At 63.8% G+C, this 17,870-nt stretch carries 19 protein-coding genes; 14 read left to right on the top strand and 5 right to left on the bottom strand.

The genetic code is table 11. The annotated features are described in order from the left end of the window. Positions 1-4: 4 nt before the first annotated feature. The 10 genes from ACLL97_RS16965 (at position 5) to ACLL97_RS17010 (ending at position 8,399) form a co-directional block, all read left to right on the top strand. Positions 5-301, top strand: coding sequence for a putative quinol monooxygenase (locus ACLL97_RS16965; protein WP_411281663.1), 297 nt, complete (start codon positions 5-7; stop codon positions 299-301). A 56-nt stretch (positions 302-357) separates the two neighbouring features. Then, entirely contained in the window at positions 358-675 is a 318-nt protein-coding gene (locus ACLL97_RS16970; protein ID WP_411281664.1) for a PQQ-binding-like beta-propeller repeat protein, read from the top strand. Between the two features lie 90 nt (positions 676-765). After that, complete coding sequence (locus tag ACLL97_RS16975) at positions 766-948, top strand: hypothetical protein (protein ID WP_411281665.1); 183 nt, start codon at positions 766-768, stop codon at positions 946-948. A 383-nt stretch (positions 949-1,331) separates the two neighbouring features. Then, positions 1,332-1,781 carry a fasciclin domain-containing protein gene (locus ACLL97_RS16980; protein ID WP_411281666.1) on the top strand — a complete coding sequence of 150 codons (450 nt, stop codon included), beginning with the start codon at positions 1,332-1,334 and terminating at the stop codon, positions 1,779-1,781. 124 nt (positions 1,782-1,905) lie between these two features. Beyond that, positions 1,906-2,364, top strand: coding sequence for a DUF188 domain-containing protein (locus ACLL97_RS16985; RefSeq protein ID WP_411281667.1), 459 nt, complete (start codon positions 1,906-1,908; stop codon positions 2,362-2,364). Positions 2,365-2,386: 22 nt separating this feature from the next. Then, the gene (locus tag ACLL97_RS16990) at positions 2,387-3,649 is read left to right on the top strand and encodes a hypothetical protein (RefSeq protein ID WP_411281668.1); all 1,263 of its coding nucleotides are present in this window, start codon (positions 2,387-2,389) and stop codon (positions 3,647-3,649) included. A 1-nt stretch (position 3,650) separates the two neighbouring features. Then, complete coding sequence (locus ACLL97_RS16995) at positions 3,651-4,223, top strand: pentapeptide repeat-containing protein (RefSeq protein ID WP_411281669.1); 573 nt, start codon at positions 3,651-3,653, stop codon at positions 4,221-4,223. A gap of 452 nt (positions 4,224-4,675) precedes the next feature. Beyond that, positions 4,676-6,418, top strand: coding sequence for an amidase family protein (locus ACLL97_RS17000; RefSeq protein WP_411281670.1), 1,743 nt, complete (start codon positions 4,676-4,678; stop codon positions 6,416-6,418). An 18-nt stretch (positions 6,419-6,436) separates the two neighbouring features. Beyond that, the gene (locus tag ACLL97_RS17005) at positions 6,437-7,735 is read left to right on the top strand and encodes a M20/M25/M40 family metallo-hydrolase (RefSeq protein WP_411281671.1); all 1,299 of its coding nucleotides are present in this window, start codon (positions 6,437-6,439) and stop codon (positions 7,733-7,735) included. A 244-nt stretch (positions 7,736-7,979) separates the two neighbouring features. After that, positions 7,980-8,399, top strand: coding sequence for a hypothetical protein (locus tag ACLL97_RS17010; protein WP_411281672.1), 420 nt, complete (start codon positions 7,980-7,982; stop codon positions 8,397-8,399). Between the two features lie 576 nt (positions 8,400-8,975). Here ACLL97_RS17010 and ACLL97_RS17015 read toward each other — a convergent pair. Then, on the bottom strand, positions 8,976-9,215 hold the full coding sequence (locus ACLL97_RS17015; protein ID WP_411281673.1) for a hypothetical protein: 240 nt from the start codon (positions 9,213-9,215) through the stop codon (positions 8,976-8,978). Between the two features lie 9 nt (positions 9,216-9,224). Here ACLL97_RS17015 and ACLL97_RS17020 point away from each other — a divergent pair, with 9 nt between their 5' ends. Next, positions 9,225-9,683, top strand: a complete 459-nt coding sequence (locus tag ACLL97_RS17020) for an ATP-binding protein (RefSeq protein WP_411281674.1) — start codon at positions 9,225-9,227, stop codon at positions 9,681-9,683. 48 nt (positions 9,684-9,731) lie between these two features. On the opposite strand, the gene ACLL97_RS17025 is transcribed toward ACLL97_RS17020, so the two are convergent. Beyond that, positions 9,732-11,468: a DUF885 family protein gene (locus ACLL97_RS17025; protein ID WP_411281675.1), complete on the bottom strand. Its 1,737-nt coding sequence runs from the start codon at positions 11,466-11,468 to the stop codon at positions 9,732-9,734. A gap of 76 nt (positions 11,469-11,544) precedes the next feature. On the opposite strand from ACLL97_RS17025, the gene ACLL97_RS17030 reads away from it, so the two are divergent. Next, positions 11,545-12,660: a TIGR03790 family protein gene (locus ACLL97_RS17030; RefSeq protein WP_411281676.1), complete on the top strand. Its 1,116-nt coding sequence runs from the start codon at positions 11,545-11,547 to the stop codon at positions 12,658-12,660. 249 nt (positions 12,661-12,909) lie between these two features. Next, positions 12,910-13,050, top strand: a complete 141-nt coding sequence (locus tag ACLL97_RS17035) for a hypothetical protein (RefSeq protein ID WP_411281700.1) — start codon at positions 12,910-12,912, stop codon at positions 13,048-13,050. Between the two features lie 450 nt (positions 13,051-13,500). On the opposite strand, the gene ACLL97_RS17040 is transcribed toward ACLL97_RS17035, so the two are convergent. From ACLL97_RS17040 to ACLL97_RS17050, 3 genes are all read right to left on the bottom strand, one after another. Continuing rightward, positions 13,501-14,619, bottom strand: a complete 1,119-nt coding sequence (locus tag ACLL97_RS17040) for an alpha/beta hydrolase (protein ID WP_411281677.1) — start codon at positions 14,617-14,619, stop codon at positions 13,501-13,503. 137 nt (positions 14,620-14,756) lie between these two features. Then, on the bottom strand, positions 14,757-16,988 hold the full coding sequence (locus ACLL97_RS17045) for a DUF5916 domain-containing protein (protein WP_411281678.1): 2,232 nt from the start codon (positions 16,986-16,988) through the stop codon (positions 14,757-14,759). Positions 16,989-17,094: 106 nt separating this feature from the next. Beyond that, positions 17,095-17,379, bottom strand: a complete 285-nt coding sequence (locus tag ACLL97_RS17050; RefSeq protein ID WP_411281679.1) for an Ada metal-binding domain-containing protein — start codon at positions 17,377-17,379, stop codon at positions 17,095-17,097. 128 nt (positions 17,380-17,507) lie between these two features. Between ACLL97_RS17050 and ACLL97_RS17055 the strand changes: the two genes are divergently transcribed. Next, the gene (locus ACLL97_RS17055; RefSeq protein ID WP_411281680.1) at positions 17,508-17,789 is read left to right on the top strand and encodes a type II toxin-antitoxin system Phd/YefM family antitoxin; all 282 of its coding nucleotides are present in this window, start codon (positions 17,508-17,510) and stop codon (positions 17,787-17,789) included. Positions 17,790-17,870: the final 81 nt, after the last annotated feature.

A 17,870-nucleotide genomic window follows, 5' to 3' on the forward strand; every position in this document is an offset into this window, starting at 1 on the left:
ACGTATGTACGGATTGATCGGAAAGATGACTGCGACCCTCGGACAGCGCGATGCGCTCGTCGCGATCCTGCTCGAAGGCGTGAGCGGGATGCCGGGCTGCCTCAGCTATGTAGTTGCCCACGACCCGAAGGATGCCAGCGCGATCTGGATTACCGAGGTCTGGGATCGTCAGGAGAGCCATGCGGCAGCGCTCACGTTGCCGTCGGTGCGTGAGGCGATTGCGAAGGGGCGGCCGATGATCGCGGCCTTCGGCGACAGTGTGATCACGACGCCGATCGGTGGGCACGGCCTGCCTGCGTAGTGCGGGTCCGGCGCGGTCCGGAACTTCTCATACCAATTACGAGGTCAGTTCGAATCATGACGCGTTCGCGAAAATCAGACGTGGTGTTCATCGGTCTCGGCTCACACGCGGTGGCGATTCAGGCGTCGTCCGGTGAGGAGTTATGGCGCACGAAGCTCAAGAGCGCGACGTTCGTGACGATTGCGATGGAGGGCGACACGCTGTATGCCGGCGCTGGAGGTGAGCTGTTCTGCCTCGAACCGTCGTCGGGACAGATCCTTTGGCACAACAAGCTCAAGGGCCTCGGCCTCGGCGTCGTCGCGTTTGCAGGAACGAATCAAACGGTGTCGCAGGCCGCGGCGATGGCGGCACAGGCAGCGGCCACGACCGCGTAGCCGCGCGCGCGTCGTCATGCGTCGATCGTGGGCTGGTGATATCTTTCCATACTACGACCGTTCACCGAGTTTCGTCCTCAGCCAGTCCCGATGCAGAAGAAGCGAGCAGTTGCCCTCCAACAGGAGTGGGGCGGAAAGCCCTGTGATCACCCCGCGTTCGCCAAGGAATACGATCTTGGTGCGCGCACGGGCAGCTACATCTGCACGCAGTGTGGAAAGACGTTCGCCTTTCGCGAGAAGGCCGAAATCGTGGCCGGGCGAACGGCTGAGTAACAGCGTTCGTGCCGCACAGCTAACAAATGCGTAGACAGACGGCTCGCGAACAGCGGGAACACGGATGCTGCGGATTGCACGGAAAAAGCACGGATTTGCTCCGCCTGTGCGACGATGGGCGGGCTTCACACCATTCAGCTTTTTTGTGTTTTACGGTGTGATCCGCAGTTTTTGTGTTCAGGGTTGTTACGGCATTTGTATTGAATGCGCGATTGTGGGCACTAATGACATCACGAAAAGCTTGAGCCCATGAACACATGGCGATGCGATGTTATCGACATGATCGGCGCACACAGCCATGCGTCGGATTGTTCATCACGGGAACGTGTGCATGACATTCATGCAGTCCAGACTTGTGATGGTGCTGTTTGATGGAGCTTGACATGTCGACCCATACGGAAAGCAACACTGTTGCGCATGATATCGTTGACACCGCGGTTGCCGCCGGCAGCTTCACCACGCTCGTGGCCGCCGTCACGGCCGCTGGTCTCGGTGAGACGCTCAAGGGCGCGGGTCCGTTCACCGTGTTCGCGCCGACCGATGAGGCATTTGCGAAGCTTCCTGCCGGCACGGTGGAGAATCTCCTGAAGCCGGAGAATAAGGACACGCTGGTCTCGATCCTCACGTATCATGTTGTGCCGGGCAAGGTCCTCTCGTCGGACATCGCCGGGAAGGCGCTGCAGGTGAAGACGGTGCAGGGTGCCGAGGTCGCGATCGACGCGACGAATGGCGTGACGGTTGGCGGCGCGACGGTGGTGACGGCGGACATCGAAGCCACAAACGGCGTGATTCACGTGATCGACGCGGTCATCATGCCGCCGCCGGCCGCGTAAACGGGTCGCGTGCTGTGCGGGGTTGAATTGACCACGCCGAGTACGCAGAGAACGCGGGGGACGCAGGGTGCTCTGAAAGGCACGCCGCGTCCCCTGCGCTGTCGTTAAGCGTGTAGCTTGACGTATGCCGACACTCTGGCTCGACGCCGATGCCGCCCCGCGCGATGTGAAAGAAGTCTGCTATCGCGCCTGCGACCGTCTCTCGCTCGAGACGATCCTCGTGGCGAATCAGCGGCTCGTGATGCCAGTGGGCTATGCCAAACTCTCGGCGGTGCGCGTAGACGGTGGCGCCGATGTGGCCGACGCGTACATCGTGTTGCACGCTGTGGCCGGAGATGTCGTGATCACCGCTGACATTCCACTGGCCGCGCAACTGGTGCCGCAGGGCATTTACGTGATCGATCCGCGCGGCGAGCTGTACACCGCGGAGAGCATCGGGGAGCGATTGTCCGTGCGCAACTTCATGGACGGATTGCGCGGCTCGGGGGTCGAGACCGGCGGCCATGGCACGTACGGCCCGCGAGAGAAGCAGCTGTTCGCCAATGCCCTCGACCGCGTGCTCGCGAAGGCGTTGCGCGGCTGACTTCCGGCCGTAGAATCAGCAGATGCTCAATCACATGCTGATTTGCCGTTTTCTCGCCGTTGCCGTTGCCGCCATCGTGGCGGGAGTCGTGGTGGCCGCGCCGCTGGCCGCCCAACGTTCCGTCGCCGCCCGCCCGCTCGCGCCAAGTGAGTATCTGTATCTGTGGACTGCATCGGCCGACAGCAGTGGCCCGGACTTTCTCGCGGTGTACGATATCCGTGACAACAGCAAGGCCACGCGCTACGGCGCGCTGGTGACCACGGTCCCGGTCCCTGGGCGCGCGAACGGGCCGCATCACACCGAGCACGATATGCCGGTTGATGGGCGCTTGTTCGCCAATGGCTTCCGGTCGGGGCAGACGTTCGTGTTCGACCTGTCGAACCCGCGCGCGCCCCGGGTCGCGGCACAGTTCGGTGACATTGCCGGGATGATGCATCCGCATAGTTTTTGGCGCCTGCCAAATGGCAATTTGCTGTCGACGTTCCAGATGCAGCACGATTCGGTGGGTGCTGCTCCCGGTGGCCTTGTGGAACTGACGCCCCGTGCCACGCTGGTCCGGTCGTCGTCGGCCAACCGCGCGCCGAGCAGTCGCCGCGATCGTCCGTATTCGGCGGCGATTCTGGACGGGATTGATCGTGTGATCGTGACCACGACGGATATGGACAAGGCCGATTCCACGCGCAACGTGCAGCTGTGGCGGTTATCGGACTTATCGTTGCAGCACACCATCGTGCTGCCAGACGGCCCGCACTTCGAGGGCTACCGCAGCGCCGAGCCGCGTGTGCTGAGCGATGGGAAGACGGTGCTGGTGTCGACGTTCAATTGCGGACTTTTCCTGCTGGACGGTCTCGCCACGGCCACACCTGGTGCGCGTATGGTGGCGTCGTTCCCGCGCAAGCCCGGTACGAATTGCGCGGTACCGGTAGTGGCGGGGAACTACTATCTCATCACGGTGCCGGCGTGGAGCGCCGTCGTGAGCCTCGATGTGTCCGACCCGTCGCATCCACGTGAAGTGTCCCGTGTGACGCTCGGGCCCGACGATGTGCCGCACTGGATCGGTATCGAGCCGAACCACGGGCGCGTGGTCATCACTGGCTATCAGGCGATGAAGACACGCGTGCTGTTGGCGAGCTTCAACGCAAAGACCGGCGCGCTCGCGCTCGACGAGCGGTTTCGCGTGGCCGGCAGCGCCGAGGCCGGTATGCGTATGGAGAATCTCGTGTGGCCGCACGGTGGGAAGGGCGCCGGCATTCCGCATGGCGCCGTGTTCAGCCGATCGCCCTGATATGGCCAAGACCGACTGGGAAGGACAAGATATTTCCGGGCAGACTCACACCGGTGTGAAGTTCACCGACCTCGATTGCACCGAAGCGGTGAATCGCGGCGCGGTGTTCACCGACTGCACATTTCAACGGGCCACGTTCAACTGCTCGGTGCACACCGATGCGGCGTTCGTGAACTGCACCTTCAACGGCTGCTCGTTCTTCGATACGCGATTCACCGAGTGCAAGTTCGTGGGCAGCAATTTCGTACGCTGCACCTTCGACCTGATGCAGATCGCGGGTGGCAACTGGTCGCACGTGGGGCTCTCCGGTGCCGACCTCTCACGAACGATCGTGCGTGGAACGCGCTTGCGCGAAGCCGATCTCTCGCGCGTGCGCTGTCAGGACGGTTCCGTCCGTGATGCAGATTTGTCGGGTGCCGACTTCGACGGGGCCGACTTCACCGACTGCGACTTGCGTGGCAGCGACGTGAGCTCGCTCGATCCAGCTCGGGTACGGCTCAAGGGCGCGATCATCGACCTGCAACAAGCATTGTCGATCGTGCAGGCCATGGGTCTCGACGTACGGGCCGAGTAGGGTGTGGTTTGCCGCGCCCCGGCCACCGGTGCGATTCCTTTCTCAATCATTTTGTTCTTCGTTGTTCTTCGCGTCTCTTCGCGTGCTCCGTGAGCTTCGCGCGCACCAGCTGGCTCTCCGATAGCTGCGAGGCAGCCGCAAGCACCGCGGTTCGCGCGAAGCCCGCGAAGGCCCGCGAAGAATTGCAACAGGCGAAAACAGGCTACTGTTACCGGAACGGATACGATCCGATAGCAATCGATAGCCGCAGATTCGCTCCGGCTGTCTCACTTGCGGTGTTGCGTTCATCTCATCGTGGCACTTGTGAGAAACACAAAGCATCGGGCTCTCGAATCGTGCCAGCGTTTGTCGAATACGCGGAGCAGATCCATTGCTCTCAGTGTGAATCAGTTCGTATCCGTAGCTCTCGTCGGCCTTGAATGCCGCACCCCTTGCACCGGGAAGGTCACCGTATGCGTATGCCCCGTCGTCGTGTAACCCGTCGCCTGTCGCTGCTGGTCAGTGCCCTTGTCGCCGCTCCCATCGCCCTGTCGGCACAATCACGAAAGACTCCGGCCGCACCGGTGTCCGTCGTGGAAACGAGCCTCGCCGACCTGCGCACCGCGCTCGAGCAGAAGCGCATCACCTCGCGCGAGATCGTGCAGCAGTATCTCGCCCGCATCGCGACGTATGAGGACAAGCTCAACGCGGTGATCACGGTAAACCCGCGGGCGCTGGCGATCGCCGATTCGCTCGATCGTGAGCGCGCCGCCGGGCGGATTCGTGGACCGTTGCACGGCATTCCAATCGCGCTCAAGGACAACATCCAGACGGTGGAGATGGCCACCTCTGGTGGGGCGCTCGCGTTGGCCGACTTGATGCCCAACTATGACGCCACGGTCACGCGCAACCTCAAGGCGGCCGGGGCCATCATCATCGCCAAGACCCAGCTCACCGAGCTCGCCAACTGGACCGCCACCGGCATGCCCGGGAACTACACGGGGCTCACCGGCTACGGCATGAATCCGTGGGACCCGCGGCGCGATCCACGTGATGCAACGTTCGATGGACGTCCGGTGATGAACACCGGCGGCTCGAGTTCGGGAGTGGGCACCAACGTGAGCTTTTGGGCTGGCAATGTTGGCACGGAAACTTCGGGCTCCATTCTCAGTCCGGCGCAGCAGAATTTTCTGGTGGGCATCAAGCCCACGGTGGGGCGTGTGAGCCGCTATGGCGTGATTCCCATCACCGCCGATCAGGACACGCCCGGACCGATGACGCGCACGGTGCGCGATGCCGCGATCATGCTGGGCGCGCTGGAAAGCACGTCGCCCGACGCCAACGACGCCGCCACCAAGCTGTGCACCCCGCCGCCGCGCAACGACTACACGGCGTTTCTGGGCGCCGACAAGCTCAAGGGCGCCCGTATCGGCATTCCCCGCGCCTTTTTCTATGAGCCAACCGTCCCGCCCGCCGGTGGCAGCACCACCCCGCGCGGCGGACTCAACGCCGACCAGAAGTCGGCCATGGACGAGGTGATCGCGGTACTCAAGGCGCAGGGCGCGGTGATCGTCGATCCCGCCGACATTCCGAGTGTCGTGGAGCCGGTGCCGGCCAACAATTTCCTGAACTGGAATCCGTGCAGCGGCCTCGATCAGGCCAAGGGACGCGACGCCGACTGCTCGATCGTCTTCAAGTATGGAATGAAGCGTGATTTCAACGCGTGGCTCACCCTGCTTGGCGACCGGGCGCCGGTGAAATCGCTGCTGGGGCTGCGTCAGTGGAACATCGCGCACCAACGGGCCGGCGCAATCAAGTACGGACAGGCGCTGCTTGATATCTCCGACGAGATGGACGTGCAGGCCGATCGGGCGCGCTACGAAGCCGACCGCCGCAAGGACATCCTGCTCTCGGCCACCACCGGCATCGACGCTGCTATGAAGGCCCATCGGCTCGATGCGCTACTCTTCCCCGGCACGAGCAGCGCGAACATCGGCGCGCGTCCCGGTTATCCTACCATTACCGTTCCCTATGCCCTGCTGCCGGTGCCGCAAGGGCAGGGTGCGCAGGCGTTCCCCGACGGCTTCTTGCCGCGGCCGGCACCGTTCGGCGTGAGCTTCACCGCGTCGGCCTGCGGCGAGCCCACCTTGGTGGGGTTGGCGTATGCGTTCGAGCAGGCCACGAAAAAGCGCGTGCGTCCGCCACTGTTTCCGTAACTCCTACCTCATTTTCTCATGCGTCGCTCTCTTGCCCTGCTCGCAGTTGCCTGTGCCGCGTTGTCGTTGTCGCAGCCACTCGCCGCGCAGACGTATCCGACCAGTTGGAATCCCGAGCTGCTCAAGCGTGCCGACGTGAAGTCGGCGATCGCAATGCTGGAGCAGCGATTCCCGAGTCAGGTCGAAGAGTGGATTCGTATTGCCGAGATGCCCGGCAAGTCGCGACTCGAGCAGCAGCGCGGCGCGTATGTGAAGTCGGTGTTCGAGCAGGAAGGCCTCAAGGTCTCAGTCGATTCGATCGGCAACGTGACCGGCGTGCGTAAGGGCACCGGTGGCGGCCCAACGATCGTGATCGCGGCGCACACCGACATTGTGTTCCCGCCGGAAACGAACACCAAAGTGCGTCGCTCAGGCGATACGCTCTTCGCGCCGGGTGTGGGTGACAACACGGCGTCGGTGGCGAACATGCTGTCCACGCTGCGCGTGATGAACGCCACCAAGTTCACCAGCAAAGGCGACATCATTTTCATCGGCACGGTGCAGGAAGAGCTTGGCCTGAAGGGCATGGAGTACTGGCTGCAGCACAACCCGAAGCCCGACCTGCTGATCGTGCCCGACGGCGCGTACGGCAGCGTGGCATACGGTGCGCTCGGCATCTATTGGACTAAGTTCGTGTTTACCCATCCGGGTGCGCACACGTTGTCGTCGCGCGGCATACCTACGCCGGTGAAGGCGGTCGCGAAGGCGATCGATCGGCTCTATCAGTTGCAGTTCGAGGCGCTACCGAATGGCGCCGTGATGAACATCGGACAGATCCACGGCGGCACCATCTTCAATGCCGTGCCGCAGGAGCTGTACTTCACGGTCGACCTGCGCAGCTCTGACCCCGTGCTGCTCGATTCGCTGGATCGCACGATAGCGCGCATCACCAAGGAAGTGGCCGATGAGCAGAAGGTCGGCCTGCGCGTGGAAGTCGAACAAACGAGCGGTGCCGGCGGCACCGAGAAGCAGCTCGAAGGCGCACGGGCGCATCCCATCGTGCAAACGGCGATCGACATCAATCGTGCACTGGGGATGAGCCCGGGCATGCCCGGCGCGTCGGAAGCCGTGGCCACCGGTGCCACCGATGCAAACCCCGGCGTGGTACGCAAGATTCCGAGCATCGCGATCGGCGGTTCGAAGGCCAGTGGTGCACACCAGCTGACCGAATTCGCGCTGGCGTCGAGTGCGCTGCCGTCCACCAAGCTGCTGTACCTGCTTACGGCAACCTTTGCGGATGGCATCAAGATCGTGCCGCCCGTCAAAATCATCCCATGATTCAAGGCGGCGCCTCGACGAAAGCAGCACAATTGTGACGGGAATCGAGGCTCGGTGATGCCACCGGACAGAAACCGTGCACGATTCGATGCTGGCCCGTTGCGCCCCAGCGCCCGCTAGGGGATGTTCCAATAGTAAGGACTTGTATGAACACCCCCGTCCGTCGGTATGCTGACGTGACGTGTGCGATGTAACGGCGGCGATCTCCTGCGCGCGGCTGTGCTCTCTTTCAGGACATATGCTTGTGACGACTGCTGCTCCGACACCTGCGCCGACGCCCGCCGCGATCCCGACGTCGACCGAGTACCACAAGGCGCTGCGACTGCTGTATGTCGCCAACACGATTTCCGATGCGCAGTGGAGCATGCTGCGCGCGCATTGTCTGGCCCCCGACTACACGCTCACGACGGTTGAACTTGCGGAAGCGGCCGGCTTCGAGAAGCCAGGTGCCGTGAATCTCAACTACGGCCGGTTCGGCGCGAAGTTGGCCGGGCGTCTGCTGTACACCGTGCCGCCGAAGGAGCCGCAGGCGTCAGTCTTCGCCACGTTCGCCGAAGGTGGTGCCGAAGCGCCGCAGACGCGTTGGACGCTGCGTCCAGAGATCGTCGCGGCCGTGAAGCTGTTGAACTGGTTTCCGCGCCTGGCCAAGCACAAGACGGCCTGAAAGTTTGGCCGCGCCGCGTAGCGGTCGCGCTACGCGGCATTAGCGAGAGTTTGTCGTCAAGCGGTAAGCAGGCGATGTCGGCGAGAAGTGTGAAAGGCCGAGTTTTGCGCCGTGTGCGTTGGCGTCCAATCCGCTGGCGGCGATGATGCGCACTGCGGGATTCATCTTCCGAAGCACGCGGATGGTCGAGGGGCCGTCGATTACCGGCACTATCATGTCGGTGAGCGCAACGGCCCAAGAGGAAACCGGCGATGACACCGCCCCCATTCGTGGTTCTCCCAATCGAAATGCGGCGGCGTCGTCGGGCTGCGAAACTGTGCCAATAAGTCGGTTAGATCCATCAAATGTCCGGTCGCATCTGCTGTCGCTGTGGCGCGAGGTATGCCGTCGCGCTCCGCGGGCAGTTGCGCCACCTCGCAGAACGAGCGACGTGAAGCGCCCCTGCATACCAACTCGACAGGGTTGACTGCCGTATCCACCACGTTCGTGATCCCGCGTCACGGTCGACAATTGTCCGGATGTCGGAGTCGACCACCGCTGTCTCGTCGTCACCGGCGGCCATGATGTCGCGCAGGTTCAGCAGTCCTTCTCGCGCTTCGGACTCGTGCCGCTGTCGGTCACGGCCGATCGCTTGTTGAACGTTGCGGACTTGTTAATGACGTAGGCGATGGTCCGGAACAATCCCGTCACGACGCCAGCGTTGTTTTTACGCGGCAACGCCTGCGCGTACGCCAGCTCGCAGTTCTGCGCTTCCCCCGTCGCAATCGCCGCCTTCACGCGCTCCTGCTGCACGATCAGACTCGACGCATCAGACAAGGCGCCGTAATGTCGCCACCGGTTTCATCTTGGACAGAATCGACGGTCGCGAAGTGGACACTTTACGCGGATGGGCATTGTGCCTCAGGTCCGCCGGGTCCGGGCAAGCGCTACGTGGCGCCAGCGTTCGGGCAGGCGGTCATCCAGCAGGGGCATCGCGTGCTCGACGGCGAAGCGCCTACGCTGATCGAAGCGCTGATCGAAGCGCTGATCGAAGCGCTGATCGAGGCCACGCTGGACGGCACGCGCAAGGCCACCATCGCCAATCTCACCACGGTGCGCCTCTTGATCATCGATGATCTCGGCATGCGCACGCTGCCGCATACCGAGGTCGAAGCTCTCCTTGAGTTGAGCATGCGGCGCTACGAACGCGCGTCGACGATTCTGACCATCCCACTCCCCGCTCACCAGGTTCAGCGCACCGGCGTGATGGCCGGTTTTGCGGTGTCGATCGATGGCCCCATTTGAGGTGTCCACGGCGGGATTTCCCCGCCCCCGAACACACGTCCCCTCCGCTCAGCGAAACGGCAGCGGTCCGGTGCCGTTTCGCAGTTCGCGCACCATGCGGTCGTCACCGGTGAGCTCCCAGTACACGAGCGACACGGGAATCATGCCCACGGTGTTCACTTCGTCGAAGAAGCGCTTCATGGTGAAGGCATTACCAAGCTGTCGGGCGCGCTCTGCCATGGTCTCCTCCATCAGTCGGCCGCCGGTGATGTAGCTGGCGCCGTATCCCGGTTGACGGAGATACAGATGCTGCTCGAACCCCAGCAGCGGATCGCGACGCATCCAACCGCGCGGCGTCCAGCTCACGTGCATATTCGCCGCTTCAGCCATCGTGAGCGCATTCGAGTGGGCGTAGAGATTGCCGAGGCCACGCGCGGCGCGGGCGGCCAGCATGGTCCACACGATCTCTCGCGATCGCGGCGACTGGTCATACAGGCCCGCGTGCATCATCCACTCTTCCATCGATGTCGCCATCCCTTCGGCGCGGCTCATCCACACGTTGTAAAGCAGCGGCGTGCGGCGAATTGGACTTGCGTGCGGATGCTCGCGGAATCGACCATTGTCCCACCAATGCCACAGGTGCGTCCACAGCGTGCGTGGATCACGATGGGTGGCCTGCGAGAAGAAGTTGCGTGTGGCCTCTGGGGAGTACGACTGGAATCGCTCGCGCAGGGCGCGCTCCATCCACGGTTCGACGGTCACAATGCCCTGATCGCGGACGAACTGCATATACCGTGGCAGTGCCTCGGCCTGCATGGTCGCGAACTCGGCGGCCGAGCCGGCCACGGGCATTTGCGGCAGCTTCGCGTTGCGGGTTTCCTCCAACCGGAGCGATGCGTGTGCACGGGCAAGTTCACGACGGGTGATAGTGACTTCATCCTCCCACGTGAGTGGCACGAGCAGCACGTTCTTGAGGAACCAGCTGTACTGCTTCGTGCCGATGCCCGACGGTCCGGTTTTCTTCGGTGCTTCGGTGCGTAGCCACGCCGTGAACGATTCCGTGGCATCCGCTGCGCCCGCGATCGCGCTCTTGAGCGCGCCGTCGTTAGGGTTGCTCGTGGATACGAGTGTGGCGAGTGTGCCGAGTGCCTCGTGCTGCTCCTCGAAGGTGCGGACGGCGCCAACCCATAAGTCCTTGGCGTTGCCTTTGGCCAGATTCACCCGTGCCACACGCAGCAGCGGCGCGATCGTGTTCAGCTGTGCCGTGAGGCGATGCGATTCGTTTACGTTGAGCGTGCGCGACTGATCGAGGACCGTGCGTGGCCACACCGGATACTGCCACAAGCGCACGACGCCGTGAATCGTGGGACCTTCCTCCGCTGGCGTGTCGCTCTCTTCGGTGCGCACCGAGGCGTAGTACGCCGGATCCCGCGCAAAGGGCTGCAGTACCGTGAGGTGGTACTGCATGCCGTTCATCTCGGCCCGCACGAGATGCCAGTCCACCTGCTCCGGCACGCGCCAACCGGCGGTATCGATGGCGCGCAGCTTCGTCTGCAGCGCGCGCAGCGCGACCAGCCGACGCGCGTTGGTGGGCGGCCTGTAATCCGGAATCCCATCGCGGCGCGGCGGCTCCTCGAACGTGCGCCACTCGGCGAACAGCGAGAGCAGCTGCGGGTAGCTGCGGCTGGGCGAGGCGGGCGCCGACGCAGACGCAGGCTGCGCGTGCAGCACGGCGCTCGGTCCGTCGGGAATGGCGATGAAGGCAACGAGGGCCGCTGCGACTTGGCGAATGGGGAGGAAGGGCATGTGCGAATCTACGCCGCGACGGATTTCTCGCACGCGGCCCTACTGGAACGCCGCGCGGCGCAGCATCGTCCCTGTGATGACCTTCCGCATTCTCCCACTCCTTGTCGGCGCCCTGTGCGTCGGTGCGTGTGCCGCCCCGGCCCCGCGGGTGGCGAAGCGTGCGCCGGCCACGGGCGCCGAGCGGGTGTTGGTGGTCATCAATACGCGTAGCAGCGCCAGTGATTCCGTGGGGCGCTACTACGTCAAGCGTCGCGGTATCGACCCCACGCATATCGTGCGGCTCGCGCTCCCGCTGGACGACGAGATCGGTGACATCGCGTTTCAGACCGACATCGTGCTCCCCGTGCGGGCGGCGATCGCGGCCCTGCCGGTGCGGATCGACTTCATCGTCCTCACGACCGATGTCCCCATTCGTGTCGCGCGCAAGAACGGCTACAGTGTGGATGCCATGCTGGCCGGCATGCATCTGGCCATTCCTCCCATGGTGGGACTGGATAGCGTCTGGCTGTCGCGCTACCGCAATCCGTACTTCAACGCTGATGGTCCGTTCGCGAGCGACCGCTACGGCATCTATCTCGTCACGCGGCTGGATTGCGCGCGTGTCGCCGACTGTCTCGCGCTAGTTGATCGCTCCATCGCAGCGCGCCCGATGCCGGGTCCGTTCTTTTTCGATGCGATGCCGCCACGTCGGGGCACGGATGGCTATGCCACCATGAATTTGTTGCTGTATCGGGCGGCGTTCCGGCTACCGCAGCGTGGCGTAGGCGTGCAGATCGACACCACGGCCGCGTTCGTGGCGCCGAGCGTGCCGGTCATGGGCTACGTGAGTTGGGGGAGCAACGATTCGCGATTCGACAGCGTGGCCTATCATGCCGTGCGCTTCTTGCCCGGTGCGCTGGCGGAAACATTCGTGTCCACCAGCGCGCGCACGTTCGGACCGGTGCACGGTGGCCAAAGTCGCATCGTGGATCTGATCGCGCAGGGCGTGACCGGTGTGAAAGGCTATGTGAGCGAGCCGTTCACCTTGGCGTTGGCCAATCCTGACATCCTGTTCGATCGCTACCTGCGCGGCGCCAATTTGGCGGAGGCGTTCTACGCCGCGTCGTACATGGTGTTGTGGAAGGATCTCGTGATCGGAGATCCGCTCTGCGCCCCGTACGCGATGTTTCAGGAGCCGTCGTTCAACCCCTGAGGTGTCAATATCGCACTCGGCGGATCGCGTTTTTGCAGGATCATGAAATGTCCGGCGATCTCCCGTCGTTTCCAGTACATGAACGCCATCCTTCACCCGTGTGCGCGACCGGTCATGTCACGCTTTGTCTACCCGCACACGATCGACAACCGTGTCGGCGAGCGCCTCATCTTTCTTCGTCGCGTGCCGACAGCAGGCGGCGATCGTCGCGAGGTGGAGAACGCGGTGGCGCCAGGCGCCGGGTCGCCGATGCATGTGCATTACCACCAGGCCGAAGTTCTTACGGTGCAACGCGGACGCATTGGCTACCAGCGAGTGGGTCAGCCGGCGGCGTTCGCGCGGGCCGGTGAAACGCTCGTCTTCATGCCCGGCGATGCGCGCCGCTTCTGAAACGCCGGTGACGACGATCTGGTCTGTTCCGGCTACTTCGCACTGGCCGATAACATCGAGTACTTCCTTGCTGAGCGCTTCGCGTGAGCGCGGCGCAGTGGCGGACACTCGCTGACTCCGCTCAATGCGGCGTTTCTGACCAGACGCTACCGGCGCGCGCGGCTCAAGAACTCGTGCCATCGACCATGACCAGGGCCTTGGCTGGCCGAGCAAGGCGGCGGTTCGCCGATGGTTGGAAGGCGCGCCTGCGCCTGAATGAGGCTGCACGCGAATACAAGCAACAACGCGGCCTTTGCTGCGATCGCGCGCAAAAGGGCACCCCACGGGATCGCTGAACTTCACGTTGCGCCGTACCTGGCGGCAGGCAAACGTGGGTGTCGCACGAAGTGGTGTCAATGAGACGCCCGCACTGCTACCTCGCGGGCGAGTCCGCGTGAGCGGAATGGCGCATCACCGTGGGGGCGACGGACAACGCTCGGCGAGACGGATAGTGTCCGGCCGAATCGACGTCAGTTTCCAGATCCCGAACGCATCCTGGGTTGCGGTTTCGACACCGAGGCGGCACGCCGGTGCTCGGCGTGCACCCACGACGTGAAGCAGGTCGAAGAGAATGGACGATGCGCGGCGAAGGGCGTGGTGCGTGCCAACCAGGTGCTGAAGGCGATTCTCGGCGGCGATCCCGTTCGTCGCATCGACGGTCTCCACCGTCTCGAACGCGCGGGGCGTGCGTGAACGCTGTCCGGCGCGTGCCCCGCCGCTGCGCCGCCGCGACAAGGCGAGCATCCGATCGCGGCCCGACACGTAGGCGACGAGACGGGACGCCAGCGGCCGGACCGCCGGCGCGATGGAGTCGAGGAAGCGATTGGCCTCCACGTCGGCCGAGACGAACGAGATGGCACGAACCGGCTGCTCGAGCAGGCGAGTACGCAGTGCACTCGAGTCACTCAGTGCGGAGCCCAGGATTTGCGCGCCCATGGAGTGCGCGACCAGCAGCAGCCGGGACGCCGGCAGGGCGTCGAGCATGACTTCGGCGGATCGGACAAATGCCGGGCGACTTGCCCACGCAACCGCGGAGTCGCTCCGATAGCCGGCGTCGAGAATCGCACCGCGGCGCGGTGGAGCGACGCCTGATCCGCCTGACGGCCAGCAGAAGGCGACCCAGGGGACGCCACTCCGCGAGCGGATGCGCGACTCCGACGCGTGCTGCCAGCACTCGTGCAGCGCCGTTCCGTAGCCGTGCACGTAAAGAAGCGCGAAAGTTTCCGGCGCGCCGTCGGTGCCGGCCACGCCGTGCAACGCCTGAACGAACGCCTCGCGCGTGAGCTGCACGGAGTCGTCGAGCGTCATGCTGAGTGCGCCGGCGAGCGCGTCGGCGCGCCGCCGATAGGAGTGAATCGCGTATCCGAATTCCAGCGAGTCGGCGAAGCGGCGCGTGTCGTGCCCAGCGTCTCGGGCACGGGCCGAGATGTACCACACCGTGTCAGCGAGACGATCTGACAGACTCGGTGGAGCAGGTGCCGTGGTTGGAGCAGCCCGCGCGCACGCCGTCATCGCGATCAGAATCGCCACGATCATGCTCAGGCGGGTGTGCCTGAACGGCGCGGATGAGTTTACGGGGGGAGGGGTCGGCACCCGTGAAGAATCAGGGAATGTCACGACGAGCGTAAGCCATCCACCGCAAAAGGCCGTCTGACTGGCCCTGTGCGCTAGAACGCGGTCATGCGTGTCACTTTGATCGCTACCGACCGCTCGTTGCGCACGTGTGTGAACGTATTCTGTCGTTCGGTATACACGAGGAACACGTCGCTGAGTGGGGCGTAACGCCAGGCGAGCCGGGCATTGGTCACAAAACTGCGTGACTGCGTGTTGTACTGTACGAACGTACTGCCGAACAGCGTGGTCGAGTGCGCATACTTCACGCGCACGCCGGTGAGGTCGGCGGCAAACGCACCGCTCGGGAGCGCCACGTTGTTGTGTTGATACGTGCCTTCAAAGCTGACATCGTAGCGGGGACGCCAAGTCAGACCGCCGCTCAGGGTTTGATTGGTGCCATTGTAGAAGTCGCCCACCTGCAGACTGGCGTTGCCATATACCGGGTATCGCTGGGTGGAGGAGTAGGTGGCCTTCGCATTCCGGAAGCGATAGCTCCCTACCGGAATCGAGCGTCCCGGAAACGGCGTGAAGGCGCGATCGAGTCGATCGAACCAGTCATTCACTTGGAGTTTGAGTTCGCCGTCGGGCCGAAAGAAGATGTCCAGCGCGGCCGTATACTGATGCGATTGCGCGGCGCCGTCGAGATCGGTGTAGACGTCGGCTTCGAGATACGGATTGAGCTCCTGGATGCCCGTGAGTTTCGGGCGCGCGTGAATGCCGGTGGTGGCATACGTCTGCTGAAAGCCACGCCGGTTCACGAAGCCGATCCCGGGATCGAAGGTGTCCGACACGCGTTTGTACATCGCGGAGGTATTCCACAGCTTGCCGCGATAGGCTGCCGAAACGCGCGCGGCGGTGCCGTCGGAGCTGGCGGTGTCGGCGTCGCTCACGGCGACGTAGGAGTTGATGACCAGATTGCCTAACAGACGGATGTTCGCGTCGACGCCATACGAGCGATTGAAGGTGCCACTGCTGTCGGTGGCCTGACGATTGGCCGCCAGCAGTCCGATGTCGGAGTTGCCGAAGATGTTCCGACGCACGCGCGCGACCGCAAAGTTTTCGGTGGGGCTTGTACCGGCGCGCTGCGTCTGCATGTCGAGCAGTCCGACTTCCCATCCGCCCACGCGACCGGTGAGACGACCGCCGCCAGCGATGGGAATCGGGAGGCCGTCCTTGGTAAGACCAATCTGTCGCGAGTTGAAGAGCGTGAAGTCGCTGAGGGAGGCGCCCATTCGATAATTGCGCTCCGCCACATCGCCCAACGTGAACGAGCCGGAGTTCTCGATGAAGAAATCGCGGCGTTCGGGGAAGAGAATGCCGAAGCGCGTGAGATTCACGACCTGCTGATCGACTTCGACTTGCGAAAAGTCCGTGTTGACCGTGAGGTCGAGCGTGAGCGACGGGGTGACGCCGTACTTGAGATCGCCGCCGATGTCGGCCTTGCTGCCCAGCGATCCGCTCGGCACTTGCGCGCCCACGGAGTTGCCCGCCAACGCGTAGGGTTTGATCTGCAGGTTGCGACCCTGCTTGAGACCTGTGATGCCTTCCATCGTGCCGGCCTTCGACATGCGATGCACGCGATACTGCCGCTCGAGCGGCGCCCAGTACGACGTTTCGTTCACACGGCGTACGCGACGGATAAAGTTGATGCCCCACGTCTGCGGATCGCGCGTGGCGTCGAAGCGTAGCGTCTTCAGGGGGATCGTCATCTCCAGCGTCCAGCTCGAATCCTGCTGCAGCGTGCGCACGGTCGAGATGCCGTCCCATGCCTCGACAATATTGCGCGAGTCGTTGAACGTCTGCTCGTCACGTACGGCACCCTTCGGGTTCACGAGAAACAGGAACGAGTTGCGCTTGTCGTGGAAGGTGTCGAACCCAACGCCGAAAATGTCGCTGTTCGAGGACACGAAATCGCGCTCGAGTCCGACCGTGATGGCCTTCTGCGGCTCCGGATCGAAGTTGATGGCACCAATATAGAGATTGTTGGCGTCGTACAGCACGCGCACGTCGGTGCGAAAGCGTGCGGGGAGTCCGGTGCTGGGCAGTTGCTGCACGAAGTCGGTGAGCACTGGCGCGGTGGCCCAGGCGGCGTCATCGAGCTTGCCGTCGACCACAATGGGGGTTGTGGCGCGCGTCGCGCGGAATGACGGACGGGCGACCGTTTCCGGATTCACGGCCACGTTATTGCCCGCCGCGGGATTGCCGGCCGCGGGCGCGCGGTCGGCCGTGGCGGCTTGGGCGCCGGCAACTGATGCAGCAAGCAGCAGCGCGGCCGCGATGGACACCGCCGGTGAGACACATGAAAAACGCCGCGGCGTCGGGTGGTGGGGCATACACGACAGTACGCGGCGGGTGGAGCGGGTGCTGAATTATCGGCGAGCTACACTGGCACTACGGGCGGGCGGAGTGGCCTCCGGCGGCGCGCCACGCCTTGTACTCCTGGGGCATGCACACCGAGCACGGGTGATACCCGGCGGCAACGGCCGTGGCTTCATCGGCAAAGAAGACGCGCTGCTGCGCATAGAGGGCGCCGTTGGCGAGGGCGCGACGGGCGGCCTTGCAGTCGAGGCGGCCATAGCGGCGTTCTTTGCGGTAGCCGCCGAGCGTACCTTTCGTGGTGCTGGTCGTGCGGGCGCCATCGGGCCCAACCAGCATGTAGAGCTTTTCCGTTTCCATGCGGGGAAAGCTAGCGGGTTCGGAGGCAGGCTGCAGTCGTGTCACCATTGAGCATATATCTGTCTATGGTTAGAATTATATGACCAGTTCTTAGGACTTCATCGGAGATGCTGTTGAGCAAGCCTCGAATGAGGGCTCCGTCGACGGTGGCGGAATCGCGTACGATCCCGGCCGGCGTGTTCAAAGCCACGTGCCTCGAACTCATGGATGACGTCGCGGCCACTGGCAGCGAGATCATCGTGACCAAGCACGGGCGGCGGGTGGTTCGTGTCGGTCCAGTCAACGCGGTGCCGACATCGCCCATGGGGTTTATGCGCGGCACCATCGTGCGGCACGGGGATCTGCTGTCACCGGACGGCGATAGCTGGGCGGCGTCCACCATGGACCCGCTGTTGGCTCGCTCGCGATGAGTGCGGCGAGGCGAACGCCGCTGCGTGTGAGGGAACCCGCGCCGGTTTACGTTGGACGCCCTGCGCTGTGGCGCGTCGCCG

It is taken from the genome of Gemmatimonas sp., from assembly GCF_046594945.1.
GTDB lineage: Bacteria > Gemmatimonadota > Gemmatimonadetes > Gemmatimonadales > Gemmatimonadaceae > Gemmatimonas.

Excerpts from the sequence above, each read along its gene's own strand:
- ACLL97_RS17035 (WP_411281700.1), top strand. The coding sequence starts at position 12,910 with ATGCATGTGCATTACCACCAGGCCGAAGTTCTTACGGTGCAACGCGGA.
- ACLL97_RS17050 (WP_411281679.1), bottom strand. The coding sequence starts at position 17,379 with ATGGAAACGGAAAAGCTCTACATGCTGGTTGGGCCCGATGGCGCCCGC.
- ACLL97_RS17020 (WP_411281674.1), top strand. The coding sequence starts at position 9,225 with ATGTCGCCACCGGTTTCATCTTGGACAGAATCGACGGTCGCGAAGTGG.
- ACLL97_RS16975 (WP_411281665.1), top strand. The coding sequence starts at position 766 with ATGCAGAAGAAGCGAGCAGTTGCCCTCCAACAGGAGTGGGGCGGAAAG.
- ACLL97_RS17005 (WP_411281671.1), top strand. The coding sequence starts at position 6,437 with ATGCGTCGCTCTCTTGCCCTGCTCGCAGTTGCCTGTGCCGCGTTGTCG.
- ACLL97_RS17030 (WP_411281676.1), top strand. The coding sequence starts at position 11,545 with ATGACCTTCCGCATTCTCCCACTCCTTGTCGGCGCCCTGTGCGTCGGT.
- ACLL97_RS17000 (WP_411281670.1), top strand. The coding sequence starts at position 4,676 with ATGCGTATGCCCCGTCGTCGTGTAACCCGTCGCCTGTCGCTGCTGGTC.
- ACLL97_RS16985 (WP_411281667.1), top strand. The coding sequence starts at position 1,906 with ATGCCGACACTCTGGCTCGACGCCGATGCCGCCCCGCGCGATGTGAAA.
- ACLL97_RS16970 (WP_411281664.1), top strand. The coding sequence starts at position 358 with ATGACGCGTTCGCGAAAATCAGACGTGGTGTTCATCGGTCTCGGCTCA.
- ACLL97_RS17055 (WP_411281680.1), top strand. The coding sequence starts at position 17,508 with ATGAGGGCTCCGTCGACGGTGGCGGAATCGCGTACGATCCCGGCCGGC.
- ACLL97_RS16980 (WP_411281666.1), top strand. The coding sequence starts at position 1,332 with ATGTCGACCCATACGGAAAGCAACACTGTTGCGCATGATATCGTTGAC.
- ACLL97_RS16965 (WP_411281663.1), top strand. The coding sequence starts at position 5 with ATGTACGGATTGATCGGAAAGATGACTGCGACCCTCGGACAGCGCGAT.
- ACLL97_RS17025 (WP_411281675.1), bottom strand. The coding sequence starts at position 11,468 with ATGCCCTTCCTCCCCATTCGCCAAGTCGCAGCGGCCCTCGTTGCCTTC.
- ACLL97_RS16995 (WP_411281669.1), top strand. The coding sequence starts at position 3,651 with ATGGCCAAGACCGACTGGGAAGGACAAGATATTTCCGGGCAGACTCAC.
- ACLL97_RS16990 (WP_411281668.1), top strand. The coding sequence starts at position 2,387 with ATGCTCAATCACATGCTGATTTGCCGTTTTCTCGCCGTTGCCGTTGCC.